Raw genomic sequence first — 15,683 nt, forward strand, 5'->3', positions numbered from 1 at the left:
CGGGCCCCCGAGCCGCGTTGAACCGGTGCCCCCTGCGAACCGGAGCCCCGCCGTGCCCAGTGCCGCCGCACCGCCCGATGTCACCGTGATCACACCGGTGTACAACACCCGTCCGTACCTCGACGCCTGGTTCGAGTCCCTGCTGGCGCAGACCATGGGCACCGCCCGGATCCAGGTGCTGGCGGTGGACGACGGCTCGGACGACGGCAGCGCCGAGGAGCTGCTGCGGCTGGCCGGGCTGCACCCGGAGCTGCTCACCGCGGTCCCGCTGGACGCCCGCCGGGGCCCGGCCCACGCCCGCAACCTCGGCCTGGAACGGGCCACCGGCCGCTATCTCTTCTTCCTCGACTCCGACGACCGGCTCGGCCCGGAGGCCCTGGCGCGGATGGTCGCCGCCGCCGACGAGCACGGCACGGACGTGGTACTCGGCCGGGTGGTCGGGGTGAACGGGCGCTGGGTACCGGTCGGCGCCTGCCGCCGGACCGACCCCGAGGTCCCCTTCCCCTCGGCCGACCTGGTCTGGTCGCTGACCCCGTCCAAGCTGTTCCGGCACTCGCTGGTGCGCGAGCACCGGCTGCGTTTCCGTGAGGAGCTGCCCGCCTACAGCGACGGCCCCTTCGTGCTGGAGGCCTGCTTCCTGGCCGGGCGGGTCTCGGTGCTGGCCGACTACGACTACTACTACCTGGTCGCCAGGGCGGACGCCGGGAACATCACCTACAGCTCCCGGCTCGGCGACCGGCTGCTGGGGATCGCGGCCGGGGTCGAGGTCACCGTGCGGCACACCGCGCCCGGACCGGAGCGGGACCTGGTGAACGCCCGTCACCTGCGCGGCGACCTGGCCAACCTGTTCCGCGCGCCCTTCCTGGAGCTCCCCCGCGCCGAGCAGGAACAGCTCTGCGCCGCCGCCCGCCCGCTGCTGGCGGCGCACCTCACCGAGCGGATCCGGGGCTGGTGCACCGACTCGCAGCGGCTGCGGCTGCACTGCGTCGAGCACGGTCTGCTGGACGAGCTGATCACGCTGGTGCGCTACGAGGCGCGGCACGATCAGCCGCCGGAGCCACTGGCGGTCACCGGCGCGGCCTGGGTCCCCGGCTCCCGCCGGCCGCCCGGTCGGGCGCCGGTGCTGGAGCTGCGCGCGGAGCAGCCGCTGCCGCTGCCGGGCCTGCGCGTGGCCCCGGTCGCGCTCGCGCTGCCGGTCGCCGCAGGCTCCGGTGCTTCCGGCTCCGGCCCGCGTCCGGCTGCCGGGCACGCCTTCGCCGGGGTGGTCGGCGGCGCGGACCAGGGCTACCTGGTGCGGATCCCGTTGGCGTCGCTGATCCCCCAGGCCCGGCGGCCGGACGGCGCGCCCGGGGGCGCGGGCCGACCGCGGGGGCGCTGGGCGGTGCGGCTCGACACCGACTACGCCGGGCAGCCGACCGCGGTCCCGGTGCCGCTCCCTGCTGATCCGGCGCTGCCGCCGCTGCGCTGGTGGCACCGGGGCCGCCCGTACCGGGCCACCCCGCTGCGCGGGGCCGACGGCGGGCTGGTGCTCGCCATCGCCCCGATCAGGATCCGGCGGGTCCTCGGGTTGAGGGTGCGGCGGTTGCTGCCGGCTCTGCGGGTGCCGGACCGGTTCCGGGGGCAGTAGCACCGGCCCCGGCGGCCCCGGCGGCGCCGGGCTCCGCCGGGGCGGAGTCGGACCGGGCGACCACCCGGACCCGGTCCACCCGGCGGCCGTCCAGCGCGGCGATGATCAGCGAGTAGCCGCTGCCGACCTGGACCTGCTCGCCGGGCTCCGGCAGGTGCCCGAGCTCGGCGACCATGTATCCGGCCACCGTCTCGTAGGGCCCTTCCGGCAGTTCCAGACCGGTCTCCTCGGCGAAGTCGGCGAGGTTGAGCAGCCCGTCCAGCTCGATGCTGCCGCCCGCGAGCCGCCGGGTGGTGCTCACCTCCTGCGAGTCGTACTCGTCGCGGATCTCCCCGACGACCTCCTCGACCAGGTCCTCCAGGGTCACGATCCCGGCCGTGCCGCCGTACTCGTCCACCACGATCGCCAGGTGGTGGCCCTCGTGCCGCATCTCCGACATCGACGGCAGCACCCGCTTGGTCGCGGGCAGCAGCTTCACCGGCCGGGCCAGGTCGCGTACGGTCCGCGCGGCCACCGTGCCCGGCTCCGGCGCCCGGTACAGGTCCCGGACGTGGACGAAGCCGACCACGATGTCGTACGAGCCGTCCACCACCGGGTACCGCGAGTGCGGGTAGCGGCTGACCTCCTGCCGGACCTCCCCCAGCGGGCGTCCGGCGTCCAGGAAGGTGACCTCGGTGCGCGGCACCATCACCTCGCGCAACTGCCGCTCACCGGCGGCGAAGACGTCCCCGATCATCCGCCGCTCGTCGCTGCCCAGCTCGGTGTTGGAGGCGACCAGCCCGCGCAGCTCCTCGGAGCTCATCGAGTTGCGTCCGGCCTTCGGGTCGCCGCCGAGCAGCCGCACCATCAGGTTGGTGGAGCGGGACAGCAGCCAGATCACCGGCCGCAGCACCACCGAGATCATGTCCACCATCGGCGCCGCCAGCAGCGCGATGGACTCGGCCCGCTGCAGGCCGATCCGCTTCGGGGTGAGCTCGCCGAGCACCAGCGAGACGTAGGAGATCAGCAGCGTCAGCAGCACCAGCGCGGTGGTGGACGCCAGGTCCGAATCCATGCCCAGCTTCTCGAACAGCGGCGACGCCTTCGCCGCCAGGGTGTCCGCGCCGAAGGCCGCCGACAGGAAACCCATGCAGGTCACCCCGACCTGGACCGCCGCCAGGAACCGGTTCGGGTCGCCGGCCAGGTGCGCCGCCCTGGCCGCGCGCTTGGTGCCGCGCTCGGCCAGGGTCTGGATCTGCCCCTCGCGCAGCGAGATCAGGGAGATCTCGGCGATGTTGAACAGTCCGCCGATGATGATGAAGAGCAGGACCAGACCGGCGTCCTGGAGGGTTTCACTCACAGGCGACAGTCTAGGAAGCTTTCCCGCCCTCGTTCACACGGTCGGCGGACCGCCCGGGCCTCCGCCGCCCTGCTCAGTCGAGCGTCAGTCCGGGCGCCGGGTGGGCGTCCATCAGCTCCTTGACCTCGGCGCGCACCGTGGCGACGGTGTCCTCGTCACCGTCGCGGGCGGCGCTCACGGTGCGGTCGATCCACTCGGCGACCGCCGCCAGCTCCGACTGCGGGATGCCGCGCGAGGTGAGCGCGGGGGTGCCGATCCTGATCCCGGACGGGTCGAAGGGCTTGCGGGTGTCGTAGGGGACGGTGTTGTAGTTGACCACGATCCCGGCCCGGTCCAGCGCCTTCGCGGCGACCTTGCCGGGGACGTCCTTGCTGGTCAGGTCGATCAGCAGGAGGTGGTTGTCGGTGCCGCCGGAGACCAGCTCGAAGCCCCGGGCCGCCAGCTGCTCGCCCAGCGTCCGGGCGTTGTCGACCACCTGCCGGGCGTAGGTCCGGAACTCGGGCCCGGCCGCCTCCTTCAGCGCGACCGCGATGGCGGCCGTGGTGTGGTTGTGCGGACCGCCCTGGAGACCGGGGAAGACCGCCCGGTCGATGGCCCTGGCGTGCTGCTCGGTGGACATCAGCATGGCGCCGCGCGGCCCGCGCAGGGTCTTGTGGGTGGTGGTGGAGATCACGTCGGCGTGGCCGACCGGGCTGGGGTGCGCGCCACCGGCCACCAGCCCGGCGATGTGGGCGATGTCGGCGACCAGGACCGCGTCCACCTCGCGGGCGATCTCGGCGAAACCGGCGAAGTCGATGGTCCGCGGGACCGCCGTGCCGCCGCAGAAGATCACCTTGGGGCGCTCCTTCAGCGCCAGCTCACGCACCTGGTCGAGGTCGGTCCGCCCGCGCTCCTCGGCACTGCCGGTGGCGCGCACGCCGTACTGCACGCCCCGGAACCAGGAGCCGGTCGCGGAGACCCCCCAGCCGTGGGTGAGGTGGCCGCCCATCGGCAGCGCCATGCCCAGGACGGTGTCGCCGGGCTGGAGGAAGGCCAGGTAGACGGCGAGGTTGGCGGGCGATCCGGAGTACGGCTGGACGTTGGCGTGGTCGACCCCGAACAGCGCCTTGGCCCGGTCCACGGCCAGCGCCTCGACCTGGTCGATGTACTGCTGGCCCTCGTAGTAGCGCTTCCCCGGGTAGCCCTCGGAGTACTTGTTCTGCAGCACCGTGCCGGTGGCTTCGAGGACGGCGGCGGAGACGTAGTTCTCGCTGGGGATCAGCCGCAGGGTGTCCGCCTGGAGCCGCTGCTCGGCGGCGACCAGGGCGGCGATCTCGGGGTCGGCGCGGTGCAGGTGCGGGTGCTGCGGGGATGACTGGTGCTGCGGGGATGACTGGTGCTGCGTCATGGCGGGCGTCCCTCCGGGTCTTCCGCTCCGCACGGCTGTCGTGCGGAGGTCGACCCGGGTGCCCAGGCGGACGGCACTCCGGTGCTGTTTCCCCGCCGCTCCCTCGTGGTTCCTTCCACGTGCGCCAGTCGCGGCGATATCAGCGTACCTGCGGACGCGAACGCCCGTGCCGCTGTTCCGCGAAGCGGACGGGGCACGGGCGTTCCGGGTCGGACCGGGTCGATCCGGGTCGATCCGGGTCGGTCAGATCAGGTCGAGCGCCTTGACCGCGTCGCGCTCCTCGATCAGCTCCTGCACCGAGGCGTCGATGCGGCCGCGGGAGAAGTCGTTGATGTCCAGGCCCTGGACGATCTCGAACGTGCCGTTCTTGGCGGTGACCGGGAAGGAGGAGATGATGCCCTGCGGCACGCCGTAGGAGCCGTCGGAGACCACACCGGCGGAGGTCCAGTCACCCTCGGCGGTGCCGTTGGTCCAGGTGAAGACGTGGTCGATGGCGGCGTTGGCGGCCGAGGCGGCCGAGGAGGCGCCACGGGCGTCGATGATCGCCGCGCCGCGCTTGGCGACGGTCGGGATGAAGAAGTCCGACAGCCAGCTCTCGTCGCCGATGGCCTTGGCCGCGTTCTCGCCGTTGACCTCGGCGTGGAACACGTCGGGGTACTGGGTCGCCGAGTGGTTGCCCCAGATGGTGAGCCTCTTCACATCGGCGACCGAGACGCCGAGCTTCTTGGCCAGCTGCGCCACGGCGCGGTTGTGGTCCAGCCGGGTCATCGCGGTGAAGCGGTCGGCCGGTACGTCGGGGGCGTTGCTCTTGGCGATCAGGGCGTTGGTGTTGGCCGGGTTGCCGACCACCAGCACCCGGATGTCGTCCGCCGCGTGGTCGTTGATGGCCTTGCCCTGCGGGCGGAAGATGCCGCCGTTCGCGGAGAGCAGGTCACCGCGCTCCATCCCGGCGGTGCGCGGACGGGCGCCGACGAGCAGCGCGACGTTGGCGCCCTCGAAGCCCTGGTTCGGGTCGTCGAAGATGTCGATCCCGGCGAGCAGCGGGAACGCGCAGTCGTCGAGCTCCATCGCGGTGCCCTCGGCGGCCTTCACGCCCTGCGGGATCTCCAGCAGACGCAGCTTCACCGGGACGTCGGCGCCCAGGAGGTGACCGGAGGCGATGCGGAAGAGCAGCGCGTAGCCGATCTGGCCGGCCGCACCGGTGACGGTGACATTGACGGGAGTGCGGGTCATGATGACGTCTCCTGCTGGATACCTGTGGGAGGTCAGGTTTCGGCTGCAGCAGACAGCGCGGTCGGGGGCCGGGTGGCAGCCTCGGACCGGTCGGGCGTGCCCGCGTGGAACCAGTCCCTGATCTGTCTCTTGATCTCAAGAGATCCCTGCCAGGTTATCCCAGAGCCGGGGGTGTGCGCTCCCATGGGCGCACTCTCTCCGCGCGGCCTTCGTCACGTTTACCGCGGCGCCATGCCGGTTCGGCATCAACGCAGTTCAGGGCGGCATTACCGAAGCCGTTCGGGAGGCCGTGCGGCGGTCAGCCCGAGTCGGACGGCAGATACGTGAGCACCCGCGGCGGACCGCCCGGGTCCCGCGCCCCGGCGCACGCCTGGACGTCGTCCACCACCGCGCAGGCCTCGGCCCGGTCCGGCCCGGTGGCGGCCAGTATCGGGCTGTGGTCGACCGGGCTCCCGGCCCCGGGGCGCGGCAGCGTCGCCAGCACGCTGCCGTTGTCCCCGCTGATGGAGAGTGAGCCCAGCGACATCCCGGGCGTACCGCCCCGGGCCTCGGTCCAGACCGCGCCGCAGCGGTGGCTGTAGCGGAGCCGGATGATCAGGGTGTCCACGTCCACCGAACCGGCGACGGCGGCGTCCCGGTCGCAGCCGGTGCGGTGCGGGTCGCGCCCCTGGCAGGCCGCGCCGGAGCAGCCCGCGGCGGTCGCGCCGAAGGGCGCGGAGTTCGCCGAGTCCTGGGCCGGGCGGTGCCCGGGCGGGTTCCCCGCGAGCAGCCCGGACCAGAGCGCCGGGCCCGCCAGCACCCCGGCGGTGGCCAGCAGCGCCGCGCCGCCGGCCAGGGCGAACACCGGAACGAGGGGTCGCCTGGGTGTCGTCCGCACCCGGCCGGGTACGACCAGGGGCAGTTCGGTGACCACCGGCGGCAGCGGTTCGACCGGCCCGGCGAGGGCGCGCTCGACCGACCCCCTGGCGACCACCGGGCCGACCACCGGGGCGGCCGGGCGGAGGGCCGGTACCAGCGGAGCGGGGGCGGGCAGCGGTTCGGGGATCCAGGCGGCTTCGGCGACCTCCCAGAGCAGCATCAGCCTCGGCGCGTCCGCGCCGGTGAGCCGACCGAGCCCGGCGACCACCGAGCGCGGCGGGAACTTGGTGCCGTTGAGGTAGCGCTGCCACGCGGACTTGCTACAGGCCGTGGACTCCGCCAGCGCCTGGAGGCTGTGGCCGCTGCGGTCCTTCAGCAGTCGCAGCTGCTCGACCAGCCGTCGCACATCCGGATCCAAGGCGTCCGGCAGCCGCTGCCAGTGGGTCATGTCCCACCTCCTGTCCCAGTTTTCCTGTGCCCGATGCGACGTCCCAGCAGGTCACAGCCTGGGACGTCCCAGCTCGTCCCAGATACGGACTACTGGTTACCGTTTTTGTAGTCGCTTGGCAACTCTTGGTCACAGGAGGGGCCGACATGACGGAGCCGGCCTCCCGCCACTGGGAAGGATGTCCCTCGTGTTCGCACGTTCTGTAGGCAGGCGTCTGGCTGTGGGCGCCGCGACGCTCGCCACCGGGTTCGGCCTGGTCCTCTCGATCGCCCCCGCCGCCTCCGCCGCGACCAGCCACACCCCCTGGGGTCCCTGGAACGGTCTCGGCTACGAGCAGCAGGCGGTCGCCTCCGGCCTGCCGTTCGGCTTCCACCACTGCCACCCGCTCGCCGAGCAGGCGGCGCAGGTCGAGGCGGTGGACCCGGCCTCGGTCCCGCTGGTGCTGGAGACCCAGCCGCTGTGGCGTCCGGCGATGCGCCCGGCGGCCGAGCACGCCGCCCGGCACCGTGCCCGCGGGCACCACGCCCGGCACCACGGCCGTCGGCACGGCCGCCACCACGGCCGCCGCTTCCACAACGGACACCTGCACGGCGTCCGCTACCGCCTCGGCAGCACCGCGTACCGCACCAGCGCGTACCGCACCGTCGGGAACCGCGCTCTCGCCACCGCGGCGGTCACCCGACTGGCCCCGGCGCGCGCCCTGGGCGCGCAGCAGTCGTTCGCGCACCACTCCGGGCGCCACCACGGACACCACCACGGGCGGCACCACCACCACCGGCACCACCACCGCCACCTGTTCCAGGGCTGACGGCCCGGCACCGCACAGCACGACGGCGCTCCGCCCTCCGCGCACTGGCACGGGGTGGGTGGAGCGCCGTCGGCGCGGCGGAGGCTGCGGCGGGGGGCGGCCGGGCCTCAGCCCCCGCCGCGCCCCAGCCAGCCCGCGATCTCGTTCACGAACGGGAGCGTGATCACCGGATCCGGTTCGGACGCCAGAGCCAGCAGGATGATCGCGGTCCCGAGCACACCCATCACCACGACGTCGGTGAACCGGCTGCGGACCGCCAGCATGCCGACCTCGGGCAGCGCCACCCGCAGCACCCCGGCGACCAGCAGGGCTACCCCGATGGTGACCACCCCGGGCCGGAACTGGTTCAGCGCGGTCACCGCGAGGCCCACCCCGACCATGGTCAGCACTATCACTATCGGCCACTGCCGGACCGGGATCGGCTGGCTCCGCCCCGCCGCCGCGGCCGAACCCTCGGGCGGGAAGGTCCCGGTCGTGGTGACCGGGCGTTGGCGCGACTTCGGGGCGGGAGCGGTCGCTCCCACCAACCCGGAGGTCTCCGCCTCGGTCGCACCGGACCCACCGGATCCCGCGGGCCGTTCGGCGGCGTCCGCAGGCCCGGCTTTGCCGGAGGGGGGGTCAGCGTGCGGCACGCTCGGCCGCCTCGACCACGTTCGCCAGCAGCATCGCGCGGGTCATCGGGCCGACACCGCCGGGGTTCGGCGACAGCCAGCCCGCGACCTCGGCGACGCCGGGGTGCACGTCGCCGACCAGACCGGCCTCGGAGCGGCTGACACCGACGTCCAGCACGACCGCGCCGGGGCGCACGTCCTCCGGCTTGACCAGGTGCGGCACACCGGCGGCGGCGACGATGATGTCGGCCTGGCGCAGGTGCTGCGACAGGTCGCGGGTGCCGGTGTGGGTGAGCGTGACGGTGGCGTTCTCGCTGCGGCGGGTCAGCAGCAGCCCGATGGAGCGGCCCACGGTGATGCCGCGGCCGACGACGACCACGTTCGCCCCGTTGATCTCCACCTGGTGGCGGCGCAGCAGCTCGACGATGCCGTTGGGGGTGCACGGCAGCGGCGCCTCGATTCCCAGCACCAGCCGTCCCAGGCTCATCGGGTGCAGGCCGTCGGCGTCCTTGGCCGGGTCCATCAGTTCCAGCACCCGCTTCTCGTCCAGTCCCTTGGGCAGGGGCAGCTGGACGATGTAGCCGGTGCAGGCCGGGTTGTCATTGAGCTCACGGACGACGTCCTCGACGTCCTGCTGGGTGGCGTCGCCGGGCAGCTCGCGCTGGATGCTGGCGATGCCGATCTGGGCGCAGTCCCGGTGCTTGCCTCGCACGTAGGAGTGGCTGCCGGGGTCGTCGCCGACCAGGACGGTGCCGAGGCCGGGCGTGATGCCCTGCGCCTTCAGCGCTTCGATCCTTACGGCGAGCTCGGACTTGATCGCGGCGGCGGTGGCCTTGCCATCGAGAATCTGGGCGGTCATGGAGACATTCTCCTGGATGCGGAGGGGTGGCGAGAACCCAGGCCCTGAGCCACCCGAAACCTTGCGGACTGTCAGCGTCCGATTGCAGTATCGCCACAGATTGCCGTCAGCGGGTCGACCGTGCTGGACAGTGCGTGCGGCGCGGGCCACGATGAGTCGCGAGACGGCCGCCCGAGTATGTGTTCCTTGCATATTGCCTCCGATCAGGGGGCGCGGCCGCAGGGAAGCACGGGGGAGAACGTGAGCAACCCTTTTCAACCACCGCAGGACTCCCATGGGTGTCCGCACCAGTCGGTCCAGCGCCTCGGCCACCTGATCGGCGTCACGGTCGGCATCCCGGCGTTCGAGCAGGCCAGGACCCCGGCATGACGCTGCCGGAGGCCGCCCGGTCCCCGCAGCGCTCCTGGCGGCAGCTGCGCGAGCAGCTGCTCGGTTCCCGCTTCGGCGGCCCGGCCCAGGTACTGGCCCGGGGCGGCGGCGCGGCCGTGCTGGCACTCGCGCTGGCCGAGCTGCACGCCAAGGACGATCCGGGCGTCATCTGCCCGCTGCGCCGACTCACCGGCGTTCCCTGCCCGGTGTGCGGCAGTACCACGGTGTTCATGGAGCTGGGGGCCGGGCATCCCGGCGCCGCGATCGCGGCGAACCCGGTGACCGTACTCGTGGGCCTGGGCCTGCTGCTCGCCCCGCTCGGCAACGGCGCCGTCGGCGGCTGGTGGTGGCGGCAACCGCTCCGTCGCCGGAACACCGTCATCGGCGTCGCTGCCGGTGTCTCCTGGCTCTGGCAGCTGCACCGGTTCGGTTTTCTGTCCAGCTGACTGTCATGGCGTTCCGCTAATCTCACTGCGCGTCAGCAAGCCCCGCTGACGCTGCGGCCCGTCGCGCACCCGCACTCGCACTGGTCCCACCCACTCCTGCCGGAGGCATTCCGATGAGTTACCCGCCCGATCCCAACAACCCTTACGGCCAGCCGCAGCAGCCGAATCCCTATGGCCAGCAGCCCGCTCCCGGCCCGTACGGCCAGCAGCCGCCGCAGCAGCCCAACCCGTACGGCCAGCAGCAGCAGCCGCAGCAGCCGGGCTACGGCTACCCGCAGCAGCAGCCGGGCTACGGCTACCCGCAGCAGCCGCCGCAGCCGCAGGACTACCAGCAGGGCGCCTACCCGCCGCCGCCCGGTCCCGGTTACGGCCAGCAGCCGCCCTACGGCTACGACCCCTATGCCGCCGCCGGCCAGGTGAGCGCGAGCTACGCGCACTGGGGCCGCCGGGTGGCCGCCAGCCTGGTCGACGGCGTGATAGTCGGCGTGCTCCCGGGGATCCTCTACGGCATCGGCATCTCCCAGGTGAAGGTGGCGACCTGCACCACCGACCCGACCAGCTACCAGACGAGTTGCAGCGGCGGCACCAGCGGGGCCGCGGCGATCTTCATACTGCTCGGCGCGCTGCTCGCGCTGGCCGGTGGGATCTGGCTGACCTACCAGGTGGGCACCACCGGCCAGACCGTCGGCAAGAAGGCCCTGAACATCCGTCTGGTGCGCGAGTACGACGGCCAGGTGCTCGGCTTCGGGCTGGCCCTCGTCCGTCTGCTCTGCCACGCGCTGGACTCGTTCGCCTGCTACGTCGGCTGGCTGTGGCCGCTCTGGGACGACAAGAAGCAGACCTTCGCCGACAAGATCATGAGCACTGTGGTGGTCACCACCGACTGACCTCGGCAGCGGAACACACGACCGCGGCCCGCCGCCCGGACGATCCGGGCGGCGGGCCGCGGTGACGAGCCGTCAGCACTCGGCGACGGCTCGCCCGATCGGACGATCAGTGGAAGAAGTGCCGGGTCCCGGTGAAGTACATGGTGACCCCGGCGGCCTTGGCCGCCTCGACGACCTCGCTGTCGTGGATCGAGCCGCCGGGCTGGACCACGGCCTTGATGCCCGCGTCGATCAGCACCTGGAGCCCGTCCGGGAACGGGAAGAAGGCGTCCGAGGCGGCGAAGGATCCGGCCGCCCGCTCGCCCGCGCGCTCCACCGCGAGCTTCGCCGAGTCCACCCGGTTCACCTGGCCCATGCCGACGCCCACCGAGGCGCCGTCCGCGGTCAGCAGGATCGCGTTGGACTTGACCGCCCGGCAGGCGCGCCAGGCGAAGGCCAGCTCGGCCAGCCCGGCCGCGTCCAGTGCCTCGCCGGTGGCCAGCGTCCAGGTCGCCGGGTCGTCGCCGGCCGCGTCGATCCGGTCGGCCTGCTGAAGCAGCACGCCGCCGGTCACCGGGCGGGACTCGACCGCCGGGGCGGCCGGGGTGCCGCGCAGCACCCGGATGTTCTTCTTGCGGGCCAGCACCTCGACCGCGCCGTCCTCGTAGCCCGGGGCGAAGACCACCTCGGTGAAGATCGGGGCGATCTGCTCGGCCAGCTCGACCGTCACCGGGCGGTTGACCGCGATCACGCCGCCGTAGGCGGAGACCGGGTCGCAGGCGTGCGCCTTGCGGTGCGCCTCGGCGACGTCGGCGCCCACCGCGATGCCGCACGGGTTGGCGTGCTTGATGATCGCGACGCAGGGCTCGGCCTGGTCGTACGCGGCGCGGATCGCCGCGTCGGTGTCCGCGTAGTTGTTGTAGGACATCTCCTTGCCGTGCAGCTGCTCGGCGGCCGCGATGCCGGTGCCGGTGCCGTCGGTGTAGAGGGCGGCGGCCTGGTGCGGGTTCTCGCCGTAGCGCAGGACGTTCTCGCGCTCCCAGGTGGCGCCGAGGAAGGCCGGGAAGGCCGTCTCGTCGGCGGGGGCGTACTCGCCGGCGAACCAGGAGGCCACGGCCACGTCGTAGGCGGCGGTGTGCGCGAACGCCTCACCGGCCAGGCGCTTGCGGGTGGCCAGGTCGAAGCCGCCGTCGGCGACCGCGGCCAGCACGTCCGGGTACCGGTGGGGCGAGGTGACCACGGCGACCGAGGGGTGGTTCTTGGCGGCGGCGCGGACCATGCTCGGACCGCCGATGTCGATCTGCTCGACGCACTCGTCGGGCGAGGCACCGGAGGCGACGGTCGCCTTGAACGGGTAGAGGTTGACCACGACCAGGTCGAACGGCGCGATGCCGAGCTCGGTCAGCTGGTCGCGGTGCGACTCCAGCCGCAGGTCGGCGAGGATGCCCGCGTGGACGCGCGGGTGCAGGGTCTTGACCCTGCCGTCCAGACACTCGGGGAAGCCGGTCAGCTCCTCGACCGGGGTGACCGGGACGCCCGCCGCCGCGATCCTCGCGGCGGTGGAGCCGGTGGAGACCAGTTCGACACCGGCCGCGTGCAGGCCCTGCGCCAGCTCAGCGAGTCCGGCCTTGTCGTACACACTGACCAGGGCGCGGCGGATGGGCCTGATGTTCTCGGAGGCGGGCGCGGGCTGGTTGCTGCCGGAGCTCATTGCCAAAGTCCTTCGTCGTTGTGAGTGCTGCCGTTGTGGGTGCTGTCGTTGTGGGTGGTGCCGTTTGTTGTGCCGCTGCGAGTCGTGGTCACCGGCCGGGGGACAGATAGCTGACCCTGCGTCCCTGGAGCCGGTGGCCCTCGCGGGCCAGTCGACCCACGGCCTCGACGAGCAGCTTTCGCTCGACCGTCTTGATGCGCTCGTGGAGCGCCTCGCCGCCGTCCTCGTGGTCGGCGTCGCGGACCTCGACCACGCCCTGGGCGATGATCGGACCGGTGTCCACCCCCTCGTCCACCAGGTGCACGGTGCAGCCGGTGACCTTCACCCCGTACGCCAGCGCGTCCCGCACGCCGTGGGCACCGGGGAAGGCGGGCAGCAGCGCGGGGTGGGTGTTGACGATGCGGCCCTCGAAGCGGCGCATGAACCCGCCGCCGAGGATCTTCATGAAGCCCGCGGTGACCACCAGGTCCGGCTGGTACGCCTCGGTGGCGGCGGTCAGCGCGGCGTCCCAGTCGGTGCGCTCGGGGTAGTCCTTGACCCGGTGCACGAACGTCGGCAGCCCGGCCCGCTCGGCCCGTTCAAGACCGGCGATGGAGTCGCGGTCCGCGCCGACGGCGACGATCCGCGCGCCGTAGGCCGGGTCGGCGGCGGCGTCGAGCAGGGCCTGCAGGTTGGTGCCGGAGCCGGAGACCAGGACCACGATCCGGGCCGCCGCCCCGCCGCCACCCGAAGCGGGCGCGGGGAAGTCCTGATGCGGAACGGTCGGCGGGTACGCCACAGCACGGTCCTCCCATAACGGCGCGGCCGTCCCGTCGGCTCAAGCCAGTGCACAACGGGTGTGGGCCAAGCTCTGTGGGGCAGATGCGGGGTGTCATCTCGTGACCGGCATCCGCATCCACCGAATGCCTTGCGGCGGCGCCGCAGGCCGACCGCGAGCCCTCGGCGAGAGTCACGGCCTCCAGCAACGATACCGGCAGCGGCCTGCACACCCGCACTCCTGGTCGACGATCATGGGGTGGGGAGGCACCACAGCGGGTACGGGGGTGAGAAGGTATCCCCAAGCGGAGCCAAGAATCAGGAGTACGGCGAAGACGATGGTCCAGAAATCGGACAGCGGAACACCCCCCGACGGTCCACGCGACCCCTTCGCCCCGCCCCCCAAGGACGCCCCCGACCGCCCGTGGCAGCCCCGGGGTCGTGCGCACGACCCGAAGAGCCCGGACGGTTCGGACAATCCGGACGGTTCGCAGGATCGGCCCGGCCAGCCGGAGGACCCCGCCGGGCGGCCGCCGCAGGTACCGCCGCCGCACCCGTGGAGCCCCGGCTACCAGGGTCGGCAGCCGCCCCGCCCGTACGGTCCGCCGCCGGGCCCGCGGTTCGACCCCGGCGACCCGGTCCAGCGCAAGGCCCGCTACGCGCTGCTCAGCGGCATGTGGGGGATCTTCTTCATGATCCTGGGTGTGCCCGACCTCACACTGCTGCTGTCGTCGCTGGCGCTGTACTGGGCGATCAGCTCGCTGCGCGGCAAGGCCAGGCCCCAGCCGCCGGTCGCCACCGGCGCCCGGACGCCGCCCCAGGCTCCGGCGCGGACGCCGACCCAGACGCCGCCGCAGCTGCCCGGGTGGTACTCCGACAGCACCCCGACCCGGCCGCAGGTCCCCGCCGCGATGGGCGGCCTGATCGCGAGCATCGTCGGACTGGCGCTGTTCGCCGGGGCCTTCGGCGTGCAGATGTACTACAAGAGCTACTACGACTGCCAGACCGACGCGCTCACTCAGGCCGTCTACAACACCTGCGCCACCAGCGTGTCGCCCAAGCCACCGCAGTGGCTGGTGAAGCTCGGCGGCTGAGCCGCCGCGGCGGAGCCTCCGGCGCCGGGCGGTCCGCCGCCCGGCGCCAGCGGACGAGCAGCGCCCCGGGGACGGCCACCGCCAGCGTCCAGACCAGCGCGGCCAACCCGGTCCACCAGGGCGAGGGACCGACCCCGGCCAGCGCCGACACCCCGAGCGTGCCACCGGCGGCCCCGGCGCACACCGCCGCCAGCACCCCGGCGCATCCGGCGGCGGCGACGCCCGCGCGCACCGTCGCCAGTACGCCCCACTCCCCCGCCGCCCGCCCCAGCAGCACCGCCGCCACCACCCCGGCGACCACCGGCACCGCCAGCGGCAGCAGCCCCAGCGGGGACCGGCCCGGTCCGGGCAGCGCGGCCAGCAGCGGGAAGGCCGGGGGCTGGGTAGCGGCGGTGGCCAGCGGCGTGAATCCACCGCCCAGGGCGAAGCCCGGCCCGAGCGCGTAGGCCGCCGCCCAGATCGCGGCGTTGGGCAGCAGCGTCGCGCACAGCAACAGCAGCGAGAACCGGCCGACCAGGTCCGGCGCGAGCTGGGCGGAGACCGTCCCGGCCGCGCCGAAGCGCAGCAGCAGGGACACCGCGAACGCCAGCGCCCCGCCGCCCAGCAGCGCCGCCCCGGCCCCCGCGCCCGCCCGCAGCACGGCGGCGCCACCACCGGGCACCCGGCTCCGGTCGACCATCCGGCGGCCCCAGCGGACCGACGGTCGCGCCCAGGACGGCGGCTGGTACCGGGGCAGCGGGACGAACCGCCACGACCCGGTCCCCGCGCGCACCCCGACCGCCGCCGTCGGCAGCGCGACCAGCAGCAGTCGGCCGAGCGCGGCCACCGGGCCGACGGTCGGTGCCCCGCCGGTGGCCACGGCCAGCGCCGTCACCACCCCACCGACCAGCAGGTAGCCCGCGCAGAGGCCGGTCAGCAGGGTGCCGGGCTGCTCGGCCCCGGCCTGCCGGGCGGCGCGGGAGGCGGTCCGGTAGAGCAGCGTCAGCGCCAGCGACGTCAGCAGCAGCGGCGGCACCCCGACCGGAACGGCCCCGAACCGCAGCGTCGCGCCGTGCGCCAGCAGCCACAGGCAGGCGGCCAGATGGAGCACACCGCCGCTGCCCGACTCGACGTAGGGCGAGACGATCCACAGGAAGAAGACCGGCAGCGCGACCGCGACCAGTACCGCGCCCGCCGCCGCTGCCCCGCCGAGCAGTCCGGCCCGGAGCGCGGGACCGCAGACCCCGGCCGCCGCTGTCGGACGCCACCGCTGCACTGAGAACGCCATGGGC

Annotated in this window: 15 protein-coding genes and 1 riboswitch; of the genes, 6 read left to right on the forward strand and 9 right to left on the reverse strand. The window is 73.5% G+C overall.

The genetic code is table 11. From position 1 onward, the window contains the following. Positions 1-52: 52 nt before the first annotated feature. Entirely contained in the window at positions 53-1,627 is a 1,575-nt protein-coding gene (locus GXP74_RS34670; protein ID WP_304940927.1) for a glycosyltransferase family A protein, read from the forward strand. Here GXP74_RS34670 and GXP74_RS34675 read toward each other — a convergent pair. The 4 genes from GXP74_RS34675 to GXP74_RS34690 all read right to left on the reverse strand — a co-directional run bounded on the left by GXP74_RS34675 (position 1,545) and on the right by GXP74_RS34690 (position 6,892). Further along, complete coding sequence (locus GXP74_RS34675; protein ID WP_182455198.1) at positions 1,545-2,966, reverse strand: hemolysin family protein; 1,422 nt, start codon at positions 2,964-2,966, stop codon at positions 1,545-1,547. The two genes, GXP74_RS34670 and GXP74_RS34675, sit on opposite strands and share 83 nt — an antisense overlap. A gap of 73 nt (positions 2,967-3,039) precedes the next feature. Further along, positions 3,040-4,353 carry a serine hydroxymethyltransferase gene (gene glyA / locus GXP74_RS34680; protein ID WP_182455199.1) on the reverse strand — a complete coding sequence of 438 codons (1,314 nt, stop codon included), beginning with the start codon at positions 4,351-4,353 and terminating at the stop codon, positions 3,040-3,042. A gap of 53 nt (positions 4,354-4,406) precedes the next feature. Next, positions 4,407-4,495: riboswitch (ZMP/ZTP riboswitch) on the reverse strand. 101 nt (positions 4,496-4,596) lie between these two features. Continuing rightward, positions 4,597-5,586, reverse strand: coding sequence for a malate dehydrogenase (locus GXP74_RS34685; RefSeq protein ID WP_182455200.1), 990 nt, complete (start codon positions 5,584-5,586; stop codon positions 4,597-4,599). Positions 5,587-5,884: 298 nt separating this feature from the next. Next, positions 5,885-6,892: an XRE family transcriptional regulator gene (locus GXP74_RS34690; protein ID WP_182455201.1), complete on the reverse strand. Its 1,008-nt coding sequence runs from the start codon at positions 6,890-6,892 to the stop codon at positions 5,885-5,887. A gap of 187 nt (positions 6,893-7,079) precedes the next feature. Between GXP74_RS34690 and GXP74_RS34695 the strand changes: the two genes are divergently transcribed. Next, the gene (locus GXP74_RS34695) at positions 7,080-7,700 is read left to right on the forward strand and encodes a hypothetical protein (protein WP_182455202.1); all 621 of its coding nucleotides are present in this window, start codon (positions 7,080-7,082) and stop codon (positions 7,698-7,700) included. 107 nt (positions 7,701-7,807) lie between these two features. On the opposite strand, the gene GXP74_RS34700 is transcribed toward GXP74_RS34695, so the two are convergent. Beyond that, positions 7,808-8,224 carry a DUF3017 domain-containing protein gene (locus GXP74_RS34700; RefSeq protein WP_182455203.1) on the reverse strand — a complete coding sequence of 139 codons (417 nt, stop codon included), beginning with the start codon at positions 8,222-8,224 and terminating at the stop codon, positions 7,808-7,810. Positions 8,225-8,318: 94 nt separating this feature from the next. After that, on the reverse strand, positions 8,319-9,170 hold the full coding sequence (locus GXP74_RS34705; protein WP_182455204.1) for a bifunctional methylenetetrahydrofolate dehydrogenase/methenyltetrahydrofolate cyclohydrolase: 852 nt from the start codon (positions 9,168-9,170) through the stop codon (positions 8,319-8,321). A 240-nt stretch (positions 9,171-9,410) separates the two neighbouring features. Here GXP74_RS34705 and GXP74_RS41700 point away from each other — a divergent pair, with 240 nt between their 5' ends. From GXP74_RS41700 to GXP74_RS34715, 3 genes are all read left to right on the forward strand, one after another. Continuing rightward, positions 9,411-9,539: a hypothetical protein gene (locus GXP74_RS41700; RefSeq protein WP_255528193.1), complete on the forward strand. Its 129-nt coding sequence runs from the start codon at positions 9,411-9,413 to the stop codon at positions 9,537-9,539. Beyond that, the gene (locus GXP74_RS34710; RefSeq protein ID WP_182455205.1) at positions 9,536-9,985 is read left to right on the forward strand and encodes a DUF2752 domain-containing protein; all 450 of its coding nucleotides are present in this window, start codon (positions 9,536-9,538) and stop codon (positions 9,983-9,985) included. Before GXP74_RS41700 ends, GXP74_RS34710 begins: the two co-directional genes overlap by 4 nt. Before the next feature lie 113 nt (positions 9,986-10,098). Further along, positions 10,099-10,872, forward strand: coding sequence for an RDD family protein (locus GXP74_RS34715; RefSeq protein ID WP_182455206.1), 774 nt, complete (start codon positions 10,099-10,101; stop codon positions 10,870-10,872). A gap of 106 nt (positions 10,873-10,978) precedes the next feature. On the opposite strand, the gene purH is transcribed toward GXP74_RS34715, so the two are convergent. Both purH and purN read right to left on the reverse strand, forming a co-directional pair. Continuing rightward, positions 10,979-12,562, reverse strand: coding sequence for a bifunctional phosphoribosylaminoimidazolecarboxamide formyltransferase/IMP cyclohydrolase (gene purH / locus GXP74_RS34720; RefSeq protein ID WP_182455207.1), 1,584 nt, complete (start codon positions 12,560-12,562; stop codon positions 10,979-10,981). 88 nt (positions 12,563-12,650) lie between these two features. Beyond that, on the reverse strand, positions 12,651-13,262 hold the full coding sequence (purN, locus tag GXP74_RS34725) for a phosphoribosylglycinamide formyltransferase (protein WP_182456848.1): 612 nt from the start codon (positions 13,260-13,262) through the stop codon (positions 12,651-12,653). Between the two features lie 394 nt (positions 13,263-13,656). Here purN and GXP74_RS34730 point away from each other — a divergent pair, with 394 nt between their 5' ends. Continuing rightward, positions 13,657-14,412 (forward strand): hypothetical protein, encoded by a 756-nt coding sequence (locus tag GXP74_RS34730; RefSeq protein ID WP_182455208.1) that lies wholly within the window; start codon positions 13,657-13,659, stop codon positions 14,410-14,412. On the opposite strand, the gene GXP74_RS34735 is transcribed toward GXP74_RS34730, so the two are convergent. After that, positions 14,333-15,679 carry a DUF6350 family protein gene (locus tag GXP74_RS34735; protein ID WP_182455209.1) on the reverse strand — a complete coding sequence of 449 codons (1,347 nt, stop codon included), beginning with the start codon at positions 15,677-15,679 and terminating at the stop codon, positions 14,333-14,335. The genes GXP74_RS34730 and GXP74_RS34735 overlap by 80 nt on opposite strands. Positions 15,680-15,683: the final 4 nt, after the last annotated feature.

This window comes from Streptacidiphilus sp. P02-A3a, assembly GCF_014084105.1.
Lineage (GTDB): Bacteria > Actinomycetota > Actinomycetes > Streptomycetales > Streptomycetaceae > Streptacidiphilus.